Genomic DNA, 17667 nt, shown 5'->3' with positions numbered 1-17667 from the left:
TGCCCCGGTTACCCGGGCGGTGTCGCGGGGCGCGTGGCGGAGTTCTCCAGCCAGAGAAAAAAGCTCGAGCCAACGCCGGCCACGCTGGTCGCGGTGAGGTCCCCGCCCATGAGCCTGGCGAGCCGCTGGCTGATGGCAAGCCCGAGACCCGCCCCCTCGGCGCTCGCGTTCCCCAGCTGCTCGTAGGGCTCGAAGATCGTGCCCAGCTGGTCCGCCGGGATCCCTTCGCCGTTGTCTTCGACCCGGATGTACACCCAGGGCCCCAGGGCGCCTAGCTGGGCGTCGGGCGGCGCCTGCTGGGTTGCCCCGGCGCTGACGGTGACGCGGCCGCCGCTGGGCGTGAACTTTACGGCGTTGGCCAGCAGGTTCACGAGGATCTGGCGCACGCGGCCCTCGTCGCCCCAGTAGCACAGCTCCGCCGCCGAGCCGCTGATCGCGCTCGTCAGCGTGAGGCCCTTGGCATCGGCCTGGGGCGCGACCAGCAGCAGCGCCTCCTCGGCGGTGGGTCCAAGCCCATGTGCCCCGGGCCTGACCGGCAGCCCTCCAACGTCCAGCCGGGAGAGATCGAGCACCTCCGAGGCGAGCCCCAGCAGGTGCTTGCTGCTGACGCGGATCCGTCCCAGCTGCGTGCGCTGCGTCTCGTTCAGCGGGCCCGCGATCTCCATGTCCAGCAGGTCGGCGTAGGCGATGATCGCCTGCAGCGGGGTGCGCAGCTCGTGCGACATGGCGGCCAGGAACGCGCCCTTCGCCCGGTTCTCCGCGACCACCTTTCTTCCGGTTTCCGTTGCTTCCTTCGCCGCCTTCAGCGCCGCCTCCACCGCATGGGCCGCGGTGAGATCGCGCGTGAGCTTGGCGAACCCCTGGGCCCGGGATGAAGACAACCTCCGTGTCCTGCGTGCGCTGGGAATCGGCTCGGTCATCGTGGTTCCGCTCATCGCGCGCGGCAGCGTGCTGGGGGCGCTTACGCTGGTGAGCGCCGACAGCGGACACCCGTACGCGCCGGCGGACCTCGAGCTCGCCGAGGACCTGGGCGCGCGCTGCGCGATGGCGATCGACAACGCGCGGCTTCACCGCGACGCGCGGAGCGCCGGCGGCGTTCGCCGCCACCCAGACTACCTTGCCTCACGCAGAGACGCAGCGGAGAATATCGCTTCATCCCTTCTCTCCGCGTGAGGCAAGTATTTGGGGTTCATCGCGGATTGGGTTGCAGGCAACGATGCGGGTCCTTCGCGCGGCAGGGCATGCCGCCGTGCCGTCGCAAGCTTCCGCAACGGTGAGTATCGCTGAATCTTCCGCAGACACCTTCCCGCCGTGTGTCCGCTGCAGCCGGCGGCGACCTTCACCTGCCGCGCGTCTGTTTCACGCGCCTGCCCCGCCGTCGAGCCGGAAGGGAGTACGGGTGCCTCCGCTGGACCGGGACGTCGCTCCACCTTTCGTGCGTCCGGAAGTCCACGAGATCGCGTGGCGGGCATCGGTGACGGCTGGCTCCGAAGGCGCTCCGGGGCCATGGAGTGCTCCCTCGAAAAACGCGGATGGCTCCCTGCCACATCCCACCCCTCTGCCGACCCTCCGCTTCGCCTGACCGGGCACCGCGCTGCACCGATGGATCGGGTGCTCACCCCGGCCGGGAGATGATCCTGCCGCCCCGCAACGAAATCGACGAAGAACCAATAAAGAGAGGACGCGGATGAAAGCTTCATCCGCGTCCTGCCGTTGCCGGCTATTCCCTATTCCCTATTCCCTATTCCCTATTCCCTCTCACGGCGCGCAGGCCGTGAGCACCGTGTTGGTGATCGTCACGTCACCCTGCGACCAGGCATTGCCGTGCAGGGTCCCGCGGGTGGTGGTGACGTTCCCGCCGGCCAGGATGGCGCCGCGGAGGTTGGAGTCCGTCATGGTCGCGGCATCCTCGACCCACCAGGTGACGTTGCACTCCGACGCGGCCCCGGCCATGACCACCGAGAAGCCGGTGCCCGTGAGCGCGCCCACCCCGCTGGTGCCCACCTTGAACAGCCAGGTCCCGTTGGCCGGGCCGTTGAGCGTCAGCACCCCGGTGAGCGCCGCCGCGTTGTCGAAGCAGTACACGCCGGGGGGCAGCGTGACCCCCGCCAGCGTGCCGGTGAGCACCGTCCCGCACGGCACCGTTTCGCGCTGGTTGTACACGGTGACGAAGTTGTTGTAGGCCGCCACCGAGGCGGGGGTGCCGAGCTGCACCGTCCCGTTGCTGACCACGCAGTTGACGCCCGCGAACGACCCGGTGGGGGGCGCCTGCCGCGTGCCCACGTCGCCGCTGATGCTTCCGCTGGTGCAGGCCACCGCCGTGTTGGCCAGCACCCGGAACGGAGAGGGCGGCGTCGGGGGCGGCGGGTTGACCGGCGGCGCGGTGACGATCACCGTCGCCGTGCCGAAGACCGAGCCCTGGGTGGCCCGCACCGTGTTGTTGAAGGTTCCGGTGGAGTTGCCCGCGGTGAAGACCGCCGTCTGCCCCATGGTGCCCGGGGGGATGGTGCCGCCGCCGTTGGTCACGGACCAGGTGGGGCTGATGGGGACCACGACGCCGTTGGCGTCCCTGCCCACCGCCGTGAACGTCTGCTGGTCCCCGGTTTCCAGCGTCCTGGGGTTGGGCGTGACCGTGATGGTGGCCAGGGGCGCCGCCTGCGTGGTGGTCACGATGACCGTCGCCCTGCCGAACACCCCGTCCTGGGTCGCCCGGACGGTGTTCGTGAACGTGCCCGTCGTGTTCCCCGCCGTGAACAGCGCCGTCTGCCCCGTGGTGCCGGCGGGGATGGTGCCGCCGCCGTTGGTGACCGACCAGGTGGGATCGATGGGGACCACGACGCCGTTGGCGTCCCTGCCCACCGCCGTGAACGTCTGCTGGCCGCCGGTCCGCAGCGTGCTGGGGTTGGGCGTGACCGTGATGGTGGCCAGGGGCGCCGCCGGCGCGGACGTCACGGTGACCGTGGCCGTGCCGAAGATCCCGCCCTGGGTGGCCCGGACGCTGTTGGCGAAGGTGCCGGCCGTGTTCCCCGCGGTAAAGAGCCCCGTGCCGGCGTGGATGGTGCCGGGCGGGTTGCTGGTGGACCACACCGGGTTGATGGGGACCACGTTGCCGCCGGCGTCCCTGCCCACGGCCGTGAACTGCTGCTGGGCGCCGACGGCCAGCGTCTCCGGGTTGGGCGTGACCGTGATGGTCGCCAGCCCCCCGGCGGTCACGATGACCGTCGCCGTGGCGGAGAGCGAGCCCGAGGTGGCCGTGACGCCGTTGGCGAAGGTGCCGGCCGTGTTCCCCGCGGTGAACAGCCCCGTGGCCGCGTTGATGGTGCCCGGCGGGGTGGTGGCGGACCAGATGGGCGTGATGGCGACCACGTTGCCGCCGGCGTCCCTGCCCACGGCCGTGAACTGCTGCTGCTCGCCGATCGCCAGCGTGGCCGGATCGGGGGTGACGGTGAGGGTCGCCAGCGGCCCGGGGGTCACGTTGACCGTCGCCGTGCCCGAGATCGCGCCCGAGGTGGCGCGGACGGCGTTGGCGAACGAGCCGACGGTGGTGCCCGCGGTAAAGAGCCCCGTCGCGGGTTCGATGGTGCCCGGCGGGGTGGTGGTGGACCAGACGGGCGTGATGGCGACCACGTTGCCGCCGGCGTCCTTGCCCACCGCCGTGAACTGCTGCCGTGCGCCGACGGCCAGCGTGGCCGGGTTGGGCGTAACCGTGATGGTGGCCAGCGGGCCCGCGGTCACGGTGATGGTCGCGGTGCTCGTGAGCCCCCCGCAGGCCACCGTGACGATGCTGGTGCCCGGCGTGGTTCCGGCGGTGAACAGCCCCTCGTCGCTGACGGTGCCGCCGCCGGCCACGGTCCAGGTCTCCCCCTCGATCCGCGTCTCGTCAAACCCGGTGCGCGTGCCGCTGGCGCCCAGCTGCACGGTCCCGTTCACCGCCACGGTGGCCGTGGCCGGGGAGGCGGTGAGCGTCGCAAGGTTCTGCGTCCCCGTCGAGTCGCTGCACGCCGCGGCCAGCCCGGCGAACGCGAGCGCCCACAGGGCCCGTGCCATCCGCCGCGGTGTCCGCGCCTGCGCCGTGCGGCCCTTCATGAAGCTTTTCATTCAATCCCTCTGACCTGATGCGAGTGACCGCGGCTGCGCGCGGATGCGCGTGATTCGCGGAGATGCTCAACGTCCGCGGGTCCCGGGGCGCGCCGGTGGGCGCCCCCCGTGTCCCGCGTGCCTGCCTGCCGCGATGGGATCACTCGCCTCGAACGGCGCCGGACTTCACCTCGGTCTGGTACGGCTGGAACTCGCACCCGGGGCGGATCGCGACGTAGACCACGTCCGGCCGCGCCGTCCCCGCCTCGGCGAACACCGGGACGCCCTGGTACTCGCCGGTGCGCGCCACGTCGTTCACGCCCAGCACGCGCGGCAGCCCGAACTTCACGTAGCGGCGCCCGTCGAGCGTGATCCGGTCGCCCTGGATGTACCAGGCCGCGCCCGCGGCGTAGGCCGGCGCCGTGGCCGGGTAGGCCTGTCCGAACGGCCGGCCCGCGACCGTGGTGTCACCCGTGGCCGAGGAGAACTGCGCCTGCACGTTTCTCGGCATGCCGTTCTCGACCACGCACACGTTGATCGTCGCCGGCATCGCGGCCAGCGGCGCGGGAGGCGGCGGCGGCAGGGCGGCGGGGGGAGGCGGGGGGGGTGGCGGCGGAACCATCGGCGGCACCGGACGGGCGCCGCCCAGCAGAAGGCTCAGGCCGGCACGGGCGTGCAGGTTCAGGTTGGCCTCCGGCTCGTGGTTCGGCATGTAGTCGGCGACGCCGTCCACGCGCAGCGCCACGGGGCCCGCGATGGCGAAGCGAAGCCCGGCCAGGCCGCTGGCGCCCCAGCTGGTGATGGCGCTGTCTGCGTCGGCGTCGTTCCCGCCCGTGAACGCGTAGTTCGTGCGCACTCCGCCGGCGCCGACGACGAGCTGCATCAGGCTGGCGATGGGAACGTTGTAGTTCAGCCGCAGCGCGAACCCCGAGGCGTCGATCCCGGTGGGCTGCGCTCCGGTGCAGCAGAACGTTTCATCGGGATCCCGGTCCTGCGGCGAATAGTAGCCGTCGGCTTCCAGCTGAAAACGCGGGGTAAGGAAAAACCCCAGGCGCCCGCCGTAGCCGAACCCGTCCTCGGGGACCACGTTCACGCGCCCCGCGTTCTCGTCGAAGCTCGTCCATTGCCCGAAGGCGCCGATCTCGACCGTTCCGGCGCGCGGCGACTGTGCCGCCGCCGGTTCGCCGAGGAACAATCCCGTCACCGCGGCCGCCATCACGCAGACGGCCAGACTTCTTCTCAACATGACTGTCCTCTCAAGAGGTGGAACTTCATTCCCCGCGCCCATGATGACCTGCTCCGGCGCGCGTGGTGGAGCAGGCGGCGGCGCAACCCGCCCCTGCCGTACATCCCGTGCTCCCGTCCGAGGCCCGTCGCCGCACCGCGAAAACGATTTGACCTGAAACGAGCGTGGTCTGATGACAACAGTGCCCCCGTGATGCCGGGGGGACTCACGACAACGCGGCACCCGGGATCGTCCAGCCGAACCCGAGCCGTGCCACGGCCTTGTTTATCCATTGGTAGATATGAGGATAGCACTTATTTACCATTTGGTCAATAGTGCTGTTCCAGGCGCCGTGCGCGAGCCGGTTCATCAATGCACACGAGAACGCTGCCGCGCGGCGTCCTTTTTCCGGAGCGGCGCTCAGCGGCCGGTCGTGTGCAGGGTGAGCACGCGCCCCACCTCTTCGGCCACCTGGCGGGGCGCCACGGGCTTGGAAAGGAACGAGACGCACCCGGCGGCCTCGGCGGCCGCCCGCGCGGCCTTCTCCACGTCGGCCGTAAGGGCGATCACGGGGATGGCGGCGGTGGCGGGGTCGGCCTTGAGCCTGCGCGTGGCCTCGAGCCCGTCCACGTTGGGCATGGTCAGGTCCATCAGGATGACGGCGGGACGGTGGTGCCGCGCCATGCGCACGCCCCCCTCGCCGTCCCACGCCTGCAGCACCTCGTAGCCGTGGTGGGCCAGGATGATGCGGTAGATCTCCTGGTTGTCGGGGTTGTCCTCCACCAGGAGGACCGTGGCGTCGAGCGCCCGTGCCCCCGCCTCGTTCGTGGCATCCACCGTGTCTCTCTTTTCCTCGTGTGCCCCGGGGCCGGCGTCCGCCCGGGGGGTGCCGCCCGGCGCCGCGGCGTGCGGCGCCCCCTTACGCAAAGCGTCCTACCAGGCCGCGCACGGCCGCAAGGTACTGCCCGGTGTCGAAGTCCGCCGGGTCGATCATGGCCTGCACCGCGGACCCCTGGATCCAGCTGACGGCCACGGCGGCCAGCGCCTCGGCCGTCACGCCGTCGAACGCCGCCGGCTCCGCCGCCACCAGCTCTTCCATGATGGCGCGGAAGGCGGCGCGGTAGCGCGCCATCTCGGCGCTCATGCGCACGCGGATCTCCTCGTGGCGCGCGCCCAGCGCCCAGAAGTCGAAGAACAGGCGCGTGTGCCGCGGCTGGTGTGAAAGGCGCGCCATCTCCTGCCGCAGCAGCGCGTGCAGCCGGTCCATGGCGCGCGGCAGGCGGGCGATCTGTTCCGAGACGTGCAGCACCGAGGTGGTGTCGATCAGCCAGTCGAGGAGCGCGTGCACCAGCCGCTCCTTGCGCTGAAAGTGGAACAGCACGAGCGCGTGGCTCACCTTCGCCTCCGCCGCGACCGCGCGGATGGTAAGGCTTCCGATCCCGTCGCGCGACGCCACCTCGAACGCCCCCCGCAGGATCTGCTCGCGCCGTTCCTCTTCCGAAGCCCGCTTCCCTGGCATCCGCCTCGCTCCTCGTTCTCCTGACCCGGTATCCGCCGGAGGGCCCGTCCCGTCCCGGTGCCCGCGTCGTCGCTATTGACCATGTGTTCAATATAGAATAGCTTGCATTGACCATTTGGTCAACAATCATGGGATGCGCCACCCTCGCCCGCCTCCGGCGACCGGGCCCGCTCCCTGCCCCCACGGAAGAACGGCGAGCCGCCGGCGGTCCGCGTGCGGGCGGACGGGGGAGGAAGAGGACGGGGAGGAAAGAGGACGAGGGCAGGCCGCGGGAACCCTTCCGCGTGCGGCTGCCCGCGTACACGCGAGGGGAAGGCCGGTCCGATGCTGAAGCGCAAGCCCAAGAAGGTCCAGGACGTCGAGACGTACGCGCAGGACATCGTCGAGACGGTGCGCGAGCCCCTGCTGATCCTGGACCCCGACCTGCGCGTGCGCAGCGCCAACCGCGCCTTCTACCAGACCTTCCGCGTCTCGGCCGACGAGACGGAGAACCGGCTGATCTACGAGCTGGGCAACGGGCAGTGGGACATCCCCGCCCTGCGGACGCTGCTGGAAGACATCATCCCCGCCAGCAGCGTGTTCAACGACTTCGAGCTGGAGCACACCTTTCCCAGCATCGGGCGCCGGGTGATGCTGCTGAACGCCCGCCGGCTGCGCGGCGGCAGCCACGCCGAGCTGCTGGTGCTGGCCATGGAGGACGTGACCGAGCGGCGCGCGGCCGAGGCGGAGCTCAAGGCGGTCGAGACGTACGCGCAGGACATCGTGGAAACGGTGCGCGAGCCGCTGCTGATCCTGGACCCCGACCTGCGCGTGCACGACGCCAACCGCGCCTTCTACCAGACCTTCCGCGTCTCCGCCGGCGAGACCGAAGACCGGCTGATCTACGAGCTGGGCAACGGGCAGTGGGACATTCCCGCCCTGCGCCGGCTGCTGGACGAGGTGATGCGCACCAGCAGCGTCTTCAACGACTTCGAGCTCGAGCACACCTTTCCCATCATCGGGCGCCGGGTGATGCTGCTGAACGCCCGCAAGCTGCGCGCGGGGAGCCACGCCGAGCTGCTCGTCCTCGCGATGGAGGACGTCACCGAGCGGCGGCTGGCCGAGGCGGAGCTCAAGGCCATCGAGACGTACGCCCAGGACGTGGTCGACACGGTGCGCGAGCCGCTGCTGATCCTGGACCCCGACCTGCGCGTGCGCAGCGCCAACCGCGCCTTCTACCAGACCTTCCGCGTCTCCGCCGGCGAAACCGAGAACCGGCTCATCTACCAGCTGGGGAACGGCCAGTGGGACATTCCCGCCCTGCGCACCCTGCTGGAGGACATCATCCCCGCCAGCTCGGCGTTCAGCGACTTCGAGCTGGAGCACGACTTTCCCGCCATCGGGCGGCGGGTGATGCTGCTGAACGCGCGCAAGCTGCTGGCCGGAAGCCACGCCGAGCTGCTGGTGCTGGCGATGGAGGACGTCACCGAGCGCCGCCGCGCCGAGGCCGAGGTCAAGGAGATCGAGACCTATGCGCAGGACGTGGTCGACACGGTGCGCGAGCCGCTGCTGATCCTGGACCCCGACCTGCGCGTGCGCAGCGCCAACGGCGCCTTCTACGCCACCTTCGGGGTGACGTGCGAGGAGACGGAGAACCGGCTGATCTACCAGCTGGGGAACGGGCAGTGGGACATTCCCGCCCTGCGCACCCTGCTGGACGAGGTGATGCGCACCAGCAGCGTGTTCAACGACTTCGAGCTGGAGCACGACTTTCCCGTCCTGGGGCAGCGCATCATGCTGCTGAACGCCCGCAAGCTGCAGGCGGGGCACCACGGCGAGCTGCTGGTGCTGGCCATGGAGGACGTGACCGAGCGCCGCCGCGCCGAGGCCGAGGTCAAGGCCATCGAGACCTACGCCCAGGACATCGTCGACACGGTGCGCAAGCCGCTGCTGATCCTGGACCCCGACCTGCGCGTGCGCAGCGGCAACCGCGCCTTCTACCAGACCTTCCAGGTCAGCGCCGAAGAAACGGAAAACCGGCTCATCTACCGGCTGGGCAACGGGCAGTGGGACATTCCCGCCCTGCGCACGCTTCTGGAAGACATCATCCCCGCCGAATCGGTCTTCAACGACTTCGCGCTGGAGCACGACTTTCCCTCCATCGGCCGGCGGGTGATGCTGCTGAACGCCCGCAAGCTGCAGGCGGGGCACCACGGCGAGCTGCTGGTGCTGGGGCTGGAAGACGTGACGGAGCGCCGGCGGGCCGAGGAGGAGGTGGCCAAGGCGCGCGAGGCGGCCGAGAACGCCAACCGCACCAAGAGCCTGTTCCTGGCCAACATGAGCCACGAGCTGCGCACGCCGCTCAACGCCATCCTGGGCTACAGCGAGATGCTGCACGAGGAGGCCGACGAGCGGGGGCTGGACGAGTTCGGCGCCGACCTGGACAAGATCGGCTCGGCGGGCAAGCACCTGCTGGCGCTCATCAACGACATCCTGGACCTGTCCAAGATCGAGGCCGGCAAGATGGAGCTGTTCCTGGAAAGCTTCGACCTGGCGGGAATGATCGACGAGGTGGCCTCCACCATCCAGCCGCTGGTGCAGACCAACGCCAACACGCTGCGGGTGGTGGTGGCGCCGGACCTGGGCACCATGCACGCCGACCAGACCAAGGTGCGCCAGGGATTGTTCAACCTGCTTTCGAACGCGGCCAAGTTCACCCACGACGGCACCGTCACGGTGGACGCGGGGCGCGAGCGGATGGACGGGCGCGAGTGGATCGTCTTTCGCGTGGCCGACACGGGGATCGGGCTGAGCGCCGAGCAGCTGGTGAAGCTGTTCCAGGACTTTACCCAGGCCGACGCCAGCACCACGCGCAAGTTCGGCGGCACGGGGCTGGGGCTGGCGCTTACCCGCCGCTTCTGCCAGATGATGGGCGGCGACGTGACGGTGCACAGCACGCCGGGCGAGGGAAGCGTGTTCACCATCAAGCTTCCCGCCCGCGTCCACGAGATCCGCCCCGAGAGCACGGGGATGGACGGCGCGGGGATCCTTCCCACGGTCGAGTGCGGGGACGGGACGGGGCCGGTGGCGCCCGGCACCAGCTACGTGCTGGTGATCGACGACGACCCGGTGCAGCGCGACCTGATGCAGCGCTTCCTGGGGCGCGAGGGGTTCTACGTGCTGGCCGCCGCGGGGGGCGAAGAGGGGCTGTGCCTGGCCCGGCAGGTGCAGCCGGCCGCCATCACCCTGGACGTGATGATGCCGGGAATGGACGGCTGGACGGTGCTGGCGGCGCTGAAGGCGGATCCCGCGCTGCGCGACATCCCCGTCATCATGGTGACCATGGTGGACGACCCGGCCCGCGGCATTACCCTGGGCGCGGCCGAGTACGCCACCAAGCCGGTGAACCGCGGGCGCCTGTCGCGGATGCTGAAGAAGTACACCTGCGGCAGCCCCCCCTGCCCGGTGCTGGTGGTGGACGACGACGACGCGGCCCGCGCCCGCTCGCGCATCATCCTTGAAAAGGAAGGGTGGAAGGTCGCCGAGGCCGCCAACGGGCAGGAGGCGCTGGAGTGCCTGGAGCGCGAGCGCCCGGTCCTGATCCTGCTGGACCTGGTGATGCCCGTGATGGACGGCTACGAGTTCGCCGACCAGGTGCGCCGCCACCCCGAGTGGCGCTCCATCCCCATCGTGGTGGTGACGTCGCAGGAGCTGACCGGCGCCGAGCGCCGGCGGCTGAACGGCTACGTGGAGACCATCCTGCAGAAGGCCGGCGACTCGCCCGAGGCGCTGCTGAACCAGGTGCGCGACCTGCTGGGCGACTACGGCGCCCCCCGCACCATGACCGTGAGAAGGGAGGAACGGCGCGCGGACTTTCGCTCCGCGGCCGTTCCGGTGACGTCATGACCAAGATCCTGCTGGTAGAAGACAACGAGATGAACCGCGACATGCTGTCGCGGCGGCTGGAGCGCAAGGGCTACCGGGTGGTGCTGGCCGTGGACGGGCAGCAGGGGGTGGAGATGACCCTGTCCGAGGCGCCCGACGTGGTGCTGATGGACATGAGCCTTCCCGTGCTGGACGGCTGGGAGGCCACGCGCCGGCTGAAGGCGGCGGACGCAACGCGCCACGTGCCCGTCATCGCCCTTACGGCGCACGCCATGTCCAGCGACCGGGCCAAGGCGCTGGAAGCCGGCTGCGACGACTACGACACCAAGCCCATCGACCTGCCGCGGCTGCTGGGGAAGATCGAGGCGCTGCTGGCCGGGGCCGGCGGCGCCGCGGCGGAGTCGCCCCCATGACCGGCACGACGTCCGGCGACGCGCCCCGGCTTCCCGTTCCCGCGGGGCTGCTGCACGACCTGCGCACGCCGCTGGGGCAGATCATCGGCTACACCGAGATGCTGGTGGAGCAGGCCCAGGCGGCCGAGGGCCACGCCCTCGTCCCCGACCTGCAGAAGGTGAGCGCCGCGGGGTACCGCATCCTGTCGCTGCTGGAGGAAAACTTCACCGGCGTCCACGCCCCGCGCGCGGGCGCCGCCGAAGCGTCGCCGGAAGACTCCGCCGCCCCGTCCGGCGCCCCGTCCGACACGCCCGCATCGCCGCCGGACGCTTCCGCATCCTCGCCGTCCGACGATTCCGCCGCGTCGTCCGCCGCGTCGTCCGACGCGTCGGCCGCTTCGTCGGACGCGCCCGATGCGAAGCCGTCGGACACGCCGTCCGGCGACGACACTCCGGCGCCCGGCGCGTCCCCGGCGCCGTCCGGCACGGTCAAGGCGGTGCGGCTGGCGGAGTTCATCGTGCGGAACCGCGAGCCCATCCTGGCGGAGTGGGAGGCGTTCGCGCGCACCTGCACGCCGGCCAGCGCGCCCATGGACATCACGGCGCTGCGCGACCACGCCAACGAGATGCTGACGGTGATCGCCGCGGACCTCCGGACGGCCCAGGGCGGAAGCGCACAGGCGGAAAAGTCCAAGGGCCTCGCGCCCGCGGCCGACGCCTCCGCCGAGCCCACGGCGGCCGAGGAGCACGGCGCGGGGCGGGCCGAGAGCGGCTTTACCATGGAGCAGATGGTCTCGGAGTACCGTGCCCTGCGCGCCAGCGTGATTCGCCTGTGGACGCGGGCGCAGGGCGCGCTGACCCCCGGCGACGTGGAGGACCTGACGCGGTTCAACGAGGCCATCGACCAGTCGCTGGCCGAGTCCGTGTCGCGCTATACCGAGGAGCTGGACAACTCCAAGGAGATGTTCCTGGCCATCCTGGGGCACGACCTGCGCACCCCGCTGGGGGTGGTGTTCACCTCCGCGCGCTTCATGCTCGATACGGGCGAGCTGGCGGAGCCGCACCTAACGCTTACGCAGCGCATCGCCGGCAGCGCCACGCGCATGGTGCACATGGTGGGCGACCTGCTGGACTTTACCCGCAGCCGCCTGGGCGGGGGCATCCCCATCGTCCGCCAGGACATGAGCATGGGCAAGGTGGTGCACGACATGGTGGACGAGCTGATGGCGCTGCACCCCGAGCGCACCATCCGCATCGACGCGCGCGGCGACGAGCGGGGCGAGTGGGACGCGGCCCGCATTGCCCAGGCGCTCACCAACCTGGTGAGCAACGCGCTGGAGCACGGCGACGAGGGGGCCGAGGTCACCGTCACCGTGGGCGGCGGCGACGAAGAGATCACCATCGCCGTGCACAACCGCGGCCCCGCCATCCCCGGCGAGCGCTTGAACGGGATCTTCAACCCCATGAAGCCGCGCGAGCCGGGAAGCCCCACGGCGACCGGCCCCACGGGAAACCTGGGATTGGGATTGTACATCGCCGACCGCATCGTGCACGCGCACCAGGGCAGCATCGCGGTGGATTCGTCGCAGGAGCGCGGCACCACCTTCACCGTGCGCCTGCCGCGCTGCGAGTAGGGCCGCCGATCATCCTGCGCGGGGTCCCAGCGGCCGCGCGCGTCCCGTAACGCCGGATTTGTGAATGACCGTACACATACAGAAGCTGGTGGCGGGGGTCGGCTCGCTACGCGAGATGGACCCGCTGATCCCCCTGGCCGCCGCGCTGGCCGGGCGGGTGGGGCTTCCGCTGGAGCTGGTGCACGCGTTCGACCTGTCCGACCCCTTCGTGGACAACTACCTGCACACCTCCGTCCTTCCCGGCGACCCGCTGCGTCACTACGGCGAGGGGCTGCAGGCGCGGCTCGAGGGGCAGGTGGGGAGCCTGGCCGGGCACGGCGAGGTGCACTGCCGGGCCGCCGGGGGCACCGCGCCCACGGTGCTGGGCACCGCCGCCGGCGATCCCGGCTGCCTGCTGGTGGTGGGGCCCACGCGCCGCGGGCGCGCGGGGGCGGCGCTGCTGGGGACCACGGCGCAGCGGGTGCTGCACGGCACCCGCATTCCCGTCCTGGTGCTGCGCAGCCAGCTTCCGCCCGCGCCGCGGGTGCTGTTCTGCGTGGACCTGGCCTCGGAGCACGCGGCCGACACGGTGCGGCGGGGGCTGGGGGTGCTGGAGGCGCTGGCGCCCGGCCAGGCCGTGGACGCGCGCGTGCTGGTGGTGGTGGCGCTGGAGCTGGAGCTGCCCATTCCCGGCGTGCACGAACGGCTGGCCGGCGCGGCGCGCGAGCGGCTGGACGCCTTCGTCGCGGCGCTCCCGCCCGGCGCGCGGGTGGAGCCGCGGGTGCGCACCGGCGTTCCCGCCCGCGAGGCGGTGGCCGAGGCGGCCGAGTGGCCGGCGGACCTGGTGGTGGTGGGAACGCACGGCCGCGGCGGCGCGGCGCGGGCGCTGCTGGGAAGCGTGGCCGAAGCGGTGGTGCGCGACGCCGCCTGCAGCGTGCTGGTGATTCCACCGGAGGTGCCCGGCCCGGCGTAGCGGAGCCGGCCCCCGGCTCCGCCGGCGAGGTCCGCGATTCCGCGACAGCGTCCGTCGTGCGGGCAGGCCGCGGAGCGGCGCCTCAGAGTGTGTTTTAAAATTCCGACGCTGCACCTCCAGGCAAATCTCTACGGGCGCTGTCATTCCGAGGCCCGGCCACGCCGTAGCCTGCTTTCACACCAGCGGTTGCAGGGCCGAGGAATCTACTCTCGGATTGCTGGAGGGCAGACGCGGTAGCCCGTGCTTGATTCGCGGCTACGACAGGGGCGGACAGGGCCAGTGCCGGAGCGGTGCGACGGGGCACCAGCAGCAGACAGTAGATTTCTCAGTCGGCGCGCCGGATTTCGTGCGAGCCGATGGTACGGTGTGGCGCCTCCTTCGAAATGACAGACGGGGGCGAGCGCAGGGGATTCTTAAACACACTCTCAGGGGAATTCGATCGCGGGGGAGAGGGTGGGGCGGCACCCGCGGATGCCGCCCCCGCGCCCGGAGCGCCGCCGTGGCGCTCCACCGGGAGTGGCGCGTGCCGCCCGGCGCGCGTCCTTCGCCGGACCTTCGCCGCGGCGGGGCCGCCGTGCGCGGGCGGCCGCGACCCTCGTCGCGTGCCGGGGAGGGTTCGCATGTTGCATCGCGGGGGTCCCTGTACACCCGCGTTTCCCGTTCTGCGCTCTTCCGCTCGTCCGAGCCGACCGCGCACCGTTCACGCCCGGAGGAGGTGGGATGCAGGGCACGCATCCTGAAAACCGCGTGGTCCTGATCGCCGAGCGCGACCAGAACGTCCGCGCACTGCAGCAGTTCTTTCTGGACCGGGCCGGCTTTGCCGTGGAGTTCGCGGACGACGGCCAGGCCGCGCTGGAGCGCGCCCTCGAAGCGCCGCCCGCGCTGGTCGTCACCGAGATCCTGATTCCCAGGCTGGACGGGCTGGCGCTGTGCCGCCGGCTGCGCGAGGAGCCCGCCACGCGCGAGGTCCCCGTCATCGTCTTCAGCATCCTGTCCGCCGCGGCGCGCGCCGCCGAGGCGGGCGCAAGCGCGTTCCTGCGCAAACCCCTGGTTGAAACGGTCTTCGTGGGCGCGGTGCAGGACCTGCTCGCGCCGCCCCCCGCCGCCCGATTGGAGGAGTAATGCCGCTTGCCATCATCGTTCCCGACCGCCGCACGGAGCCCCGGGACCCGGAACCCGACGGGGTGGAGCGCATGTGCGCCGGGAACCCCGAGGCCGACTACATCCTGGGCGGCGGGTTTCCGGCCAACAGCATCAACATCATCATGGGCCACCCCGGCTCGGGAAAAACCATCTTCGCCGAGCAGCTGATCTTTCACAACGCGGCCGAAGACCGTCCCATCCTGTACTTCACCACCCTGTCCGAGCCGCTGGCCAAGGTCGTCCGCTACCTGCAGGGCTTCACCTTCTTCGACGAGGAGAAGCTGGGAACGCAGGTGATCTACGAGGACGTGGGGCCGCAGCTGGCCCAGGAGGGCGCCTCGGCGCTCATCCCCCTGCTGCGCGAGGCCATCCGCACGCTTTCGCCCAGGGTCATCGTCATCGACTCGTTCAAGGCGGTGCACGACCTGGCGCCCACCACGGCCGAGCGGCGCAGGATGGTGTACGAGATGACGGCGCTGCTCACCGCGTACGGCACCACGGCCTTTCTGCTGGGCGAGTACACCGAGGACGACATCCTGCTGTACCCCGAGTTCGCCGTGGCCGACGGCATCGTGGAGCTTTCGCGGCGCCGGCTGGGCAACCGCGACGAGCGCTACTTTCGCGTCTACAAGCTGCGCGGCAGCCGCTACCTCGAGGGGGCGCACGCCTTTCGCATCACCGACTCGGGGCTCGACATCTACCCCCGGCTGGTGAGCCCGCAGATGCCCGAGGGGTACGAGCCGGCCAGCGAGCGCATCTCCACCGGCGTAGCGGGGCTGGACGAGATGCTGGACGGCGGCCTGTGGCGCGGGACCACGACGCTGCTCGCCGGGCCCGCGGGCGCGGGAAAGACGACGATCGGGCTGCAGTTCGCGCTGGAGGGGGCGCGGCAGGGGGAGCCCAGCCTGTACATGAACTTCCAGGAAAACCCCACGCAGCTCATGCGCACCATCCGCGGGCTGGGGGTAAACCTGGAAGAGGCGCAGGCGCAGGGGCTGGACCTGGTCTACGCCTCGCCGGTGGAGCTGCAGATCGACAGCATCATCGTCGACATGTTTCGCCGCATTCAGCAGCGGGGGGTGCGGCGGCTGGTGATCGACGCGGTGGGCGACCTGGCCAGCGCCGCCACCGACCCGCAGCGGCTGCACGACTACCTGTACGCGCTGGTGCAGCACTTTGCGGTCAGCACCATCACCAGCATGCTGAACTTCGAGACCACGGGCAACGTGCTGGCCGGGGGCGGCATGCAGAACGCCATGAGCTACCTGTCCGACAACGTGCTGCTGCTGACGGTGGACGGCGAAGACCGGACGCGCCGCAAGCTGCGCGTGCTCAAGACGCGCGGCAGCGCCCACGACACCCGGGTGCGCGAGGTCGAGATCACCTCGGCCGGGCTGGGCATCCTGGAATGACGGCCGCGGCCGACGGGACGCCGTTCGACACCGGCCACCCCGCGCTGGCGCAGCTGCGCCGGCTTACGGAGATCAGCCGCGCGCTCACCTACACCACGTCGCTGGAGCAGGTGACGCGGCTGACGGTGGAGCGCGGCGCCGAGCTGCTGGGCGCCGCCGCCGCGGTGCTGATGCTGGCCGACGGCGAGGGGCTGCTGCACGTGCGCGCCGCCCACGGGGTGGACGACGCGCTGGTGGCCCGCTTTCGCGCGCCGCTGAGCGACGAGGTGTTCGGGCGGCTGCAGGGGCTGCTGGGGGTGCCGGACGACTGCTTCGTGGCGGTGCCGCTGGTGGTGGGGGGCGCGGTGACGGGGCTGGTGGCCGTGGCCACGCGGCGGGCCTCCACCGGCGCGGACGAGACGCTGCTCTCGGCGCTGGCCGACCAGGCGGCGGTGGCGCTCGAGAACGCGCGGCTGGGGGGCGAGGTGCGGCTGGAGATGGAGGACCGGCTGCGCGCCAGCGAGGGGGCCACCAGCGCCAAGGACCGCGCCCTGGCCACCCTGGCGCACGACATCCGCACGCCGCTGGGCGCCATCCAGGGCTACTGCGAGCTGCTCGAGGAAGAGATCTACGGCCCGGTGAACGACCGGCAGCGCGAAACGCTGGGGCGGGTGCGGATGAGCGGGCGGCACCTGCTGTCGCTGCTGGACAACGTGATGGACATGGCGCGGCTGAACGCGGGCGTGGTGCAGGTGAGCGCCGAGCCGGTGAGCCTGGAGGAGGTGGCGCGCGAGGCGGTGCACATGCTGATCCCCGCCGCCGACGCCAAGCTGCAGACGCTGCAGCTGGGCCGCATGGCCGACGCCACGGTGACGGCCGACCACGCGCGGGTGCGGCAGATCCTGGTGAACCTGATCGGCAACGCGGTCAAGTTCACGTCGCAGGACGGATCCGTGAGCGTCACCACGGCCGTCACCGAGCGCGGCGGCCGGCGCTGGGGCGAGATCCGCGTGGCCGACAGCGGCCCCGGGATCGCCGCGGACGAGCGGGCGGCGATCTTTCAGCCGTACTACCGCAGCGAGGGGACGGCGCACGCGCCGGGGGTGGGGCTGGGGCTGGCGATCTCGCGCGCGCTGGTGCAGGAGATGGGCGGCGAGCTGGACCTGGAGAGCGAGCCCGGCGCCGGCGCCACGTTCATCATCCGCCTGCCGCTGCTGTACCCGGCCGGCCCCGCGCCTTCCAGCGGCTGAACACAAAAAGATGGAGTACAGGGGAACAGAGTAGACAGAGGGAAACATCATCGTGGCTCCTCTGTCTGACTCTGTTCCTCTGTACGTTCATTCTTTTTCAGGACCTGGCCTCACGCACAAACGCGGAGGCGCAAGGAGAACGACTCCCCTGTTCCTCTACGCGTCTCCGCGCCTCATGCGTGAGGCCAATCTTTTTGCGGACGGCGGGAAAAATCGTCCG

Annotated in this window: 13 protein-coding genes; 8 read left to right on the top strand and 5 right to left on the bottom strand. The window is 71.0% G+C overall.

The window, feature by feature from the left end:
- Positions 1–8: 8 nt before the first annotated feature.
- Complete coding sequence (locus VGC13_RS03850) at positions 9–920, bottom strand: HAMP domain-containing sensor histidine kinase (RefSeq protein ID WP_331123886.1); 912 nt, start codon at positions 918–920, stop codon at positions 9–11.
- Between VGC13_RS03850 and VGC13_RS03845 the strand changes: the two genes are divergently transcribed.
- Positions 832–1173 carry a GAF domain-containing protein gene (locus VGC13_RS03845; RefSeq protein WP_331123885.1) on the top strand — a complete coding sequence of 114 codons (342 nt, stop codon included), beginning with the start codon at positions 832–834 and terminating at the stop codon, positions 1171–1173. The genes VGC13_RS03850 and VGC13_RS03845 overlap by 89 nt on opposite strands.
- Before the next feature lie 585 nt (positions 1174–1758).
- On the opposite strand, the gene VGC13_RS03840 is transcribed toward VGC13_RS03845, so the two are convergent.
- The 4 genes from VGC13_RS03840 to VGC13_RS03825 all read right to left on the bottom strand — a co-directional run bounded on the left by VGC13_RS03840 (position 1759) and on the right by VGC13_RS03825 (position 6821).
- Positions 1759–4098, bottom strand: coding sequence for an ice-binding family protein (locus VGC13_RS03840; RefSeq protein ID WP_331123884.1), 2340 nt, complete (start codon positions 4096–4098; stop codon positions 1759–1761).
- 139 nt (positions 4099–4237) lie between these two features.
- Positions 4238–5323, bottom strand: coding sequence for an outer membrane beta-barrel protein (locus tag VGC13_RS03835; RefSeq protein ID WP_331123883.1), 1086 nt, complete (start codon positions 5321–5323; stop codon positions 4238–4240).
- Between the two features lie 399 nt (positions 5324–5722).
- Positions 5723–6139, bottom strand: coding sequence for a response regulator (locus VGC13_RS03830; RefSeq protein ID WP_331123882.1), 417 nt, complete (start codon positions 6137–6139; stop codon positions 5723–5725).
- 82 nt (positions 6140–6221) lie between these two features.
- Complete coding sequence (locus VGC13_RS03825) at positions 6222–6821, bottom strand: TetR/AcrR family transcriptional regulator (RefSeq protein WP_331123881.1); 600 nt, start codon at positions 6819–6821, stop codon at positions 6222–6224.
- 324 nt (positions 6822–7145) lie between these two features.
- Between VGC13_RS03825 and VGC13_RS03820 the strand changes: the two genes are divergently transcribed.
- The 7 genes from VGC13_RS03820 (at position 7146) to VGC13_RS03790 (ending at position 17447) form a co-directional block, all read left to right on the top strand.
- On the top strand, positions 7146–10706 hold the full coding sequence (locus tag VGC13_RS03820; RefSeq protein WP_331123880.1) for a response regulator: 3561 nt from the start codon (positions 7146–7148) through the stop codon (positions 10704–10706).
- Positions 10703–11098: a response regulator gene (locus tag VGC13_RS03815; protein WP_331123879.1), complete on the top strand. Its 396-nt coding sequence runs from the start codon at positions 10703–10705 to the stop codon at positions 11096–11098. Before VGC13_RS03820 ends, VGC13_RS03815 begins: the two co-directional genes overlap by 4 nt.
- Positions 11095–12711 (top strand): ATP-binding protein, encoded by a 1617-nt coding sequence (locus tag VGC13_RS03810; protein WP_331123878.1) that lies wholly within the window; start codon positions 11095–11097, stop codon positions 12709–12711. Before VGC13_RS03815 ends, VGC13_RS03810 begins: the two co-directional genes overlap by 4 nt.
- A gap of 64 nt (positions 12712–12775) precedes the next feature.
- Positions 12776–13663 carry a universal stress protein gene (locus VGC13_RS03805; RefSeq protein WP_331123877.1) on the top strand — a complete coding sequence of 296 codons (888 nt, stop codon included), beginning with the start codon at positions 12776–12778 and terminating at the stop codon, positions 13661–13663.
- Between the two features lie 720 nt (positions 13664–14383).
- Positions 14384–14785, top strand: coding sequence for a response regulator (locus VGC13_RS03800; protein ID WP_331123876.1), 402 nt, complete (start codon positions 14384–14386; stop codon positions 14783–14785).
- Entirely contained in the window at positions 14785–16218 is a 1434-nt protein-coding gene (locus tag VGC13_RS03795; RefSeq protein WP_331123875.1) for an ATPase domain-containing protein, read from the top strand. The genes VGC13_RS03800 and VGC13_RS03795 overlap by 1 nt, the downstream gene beginning before the upstream one ends.
- Positions 16215–17447: a GAF domain-containing sensor histidine kinase gene (locus tag VGC13_RS03790; RefSeq protein WP_331123874.1), complete on the top strand. Its 1233-nt coding sequence runs from the start codon at positions 16215–16217 to the stop codon at positions 17445–17447. Before VGC13_RS03795 ends, VGC13_RS03790 begins: the two co-directional genes overlap by 4 nt.
- The last annotated feature ends 220 nt before the right edge of the window (positions 17448–17667 follow it).

The organism is Longimicrobium sp. (assembly GCF_036399255.1).
GTDB lineage: Bacteria > Gemmatimonadota > Gemmatimonadetes > Longimicrobiales > Longimicrobiaceae > Longimicrobium.
Note: the sequence above shows the minus strand (reverse complement) of the source record. Positions and strands in the feature narration are given on the sequence as shown.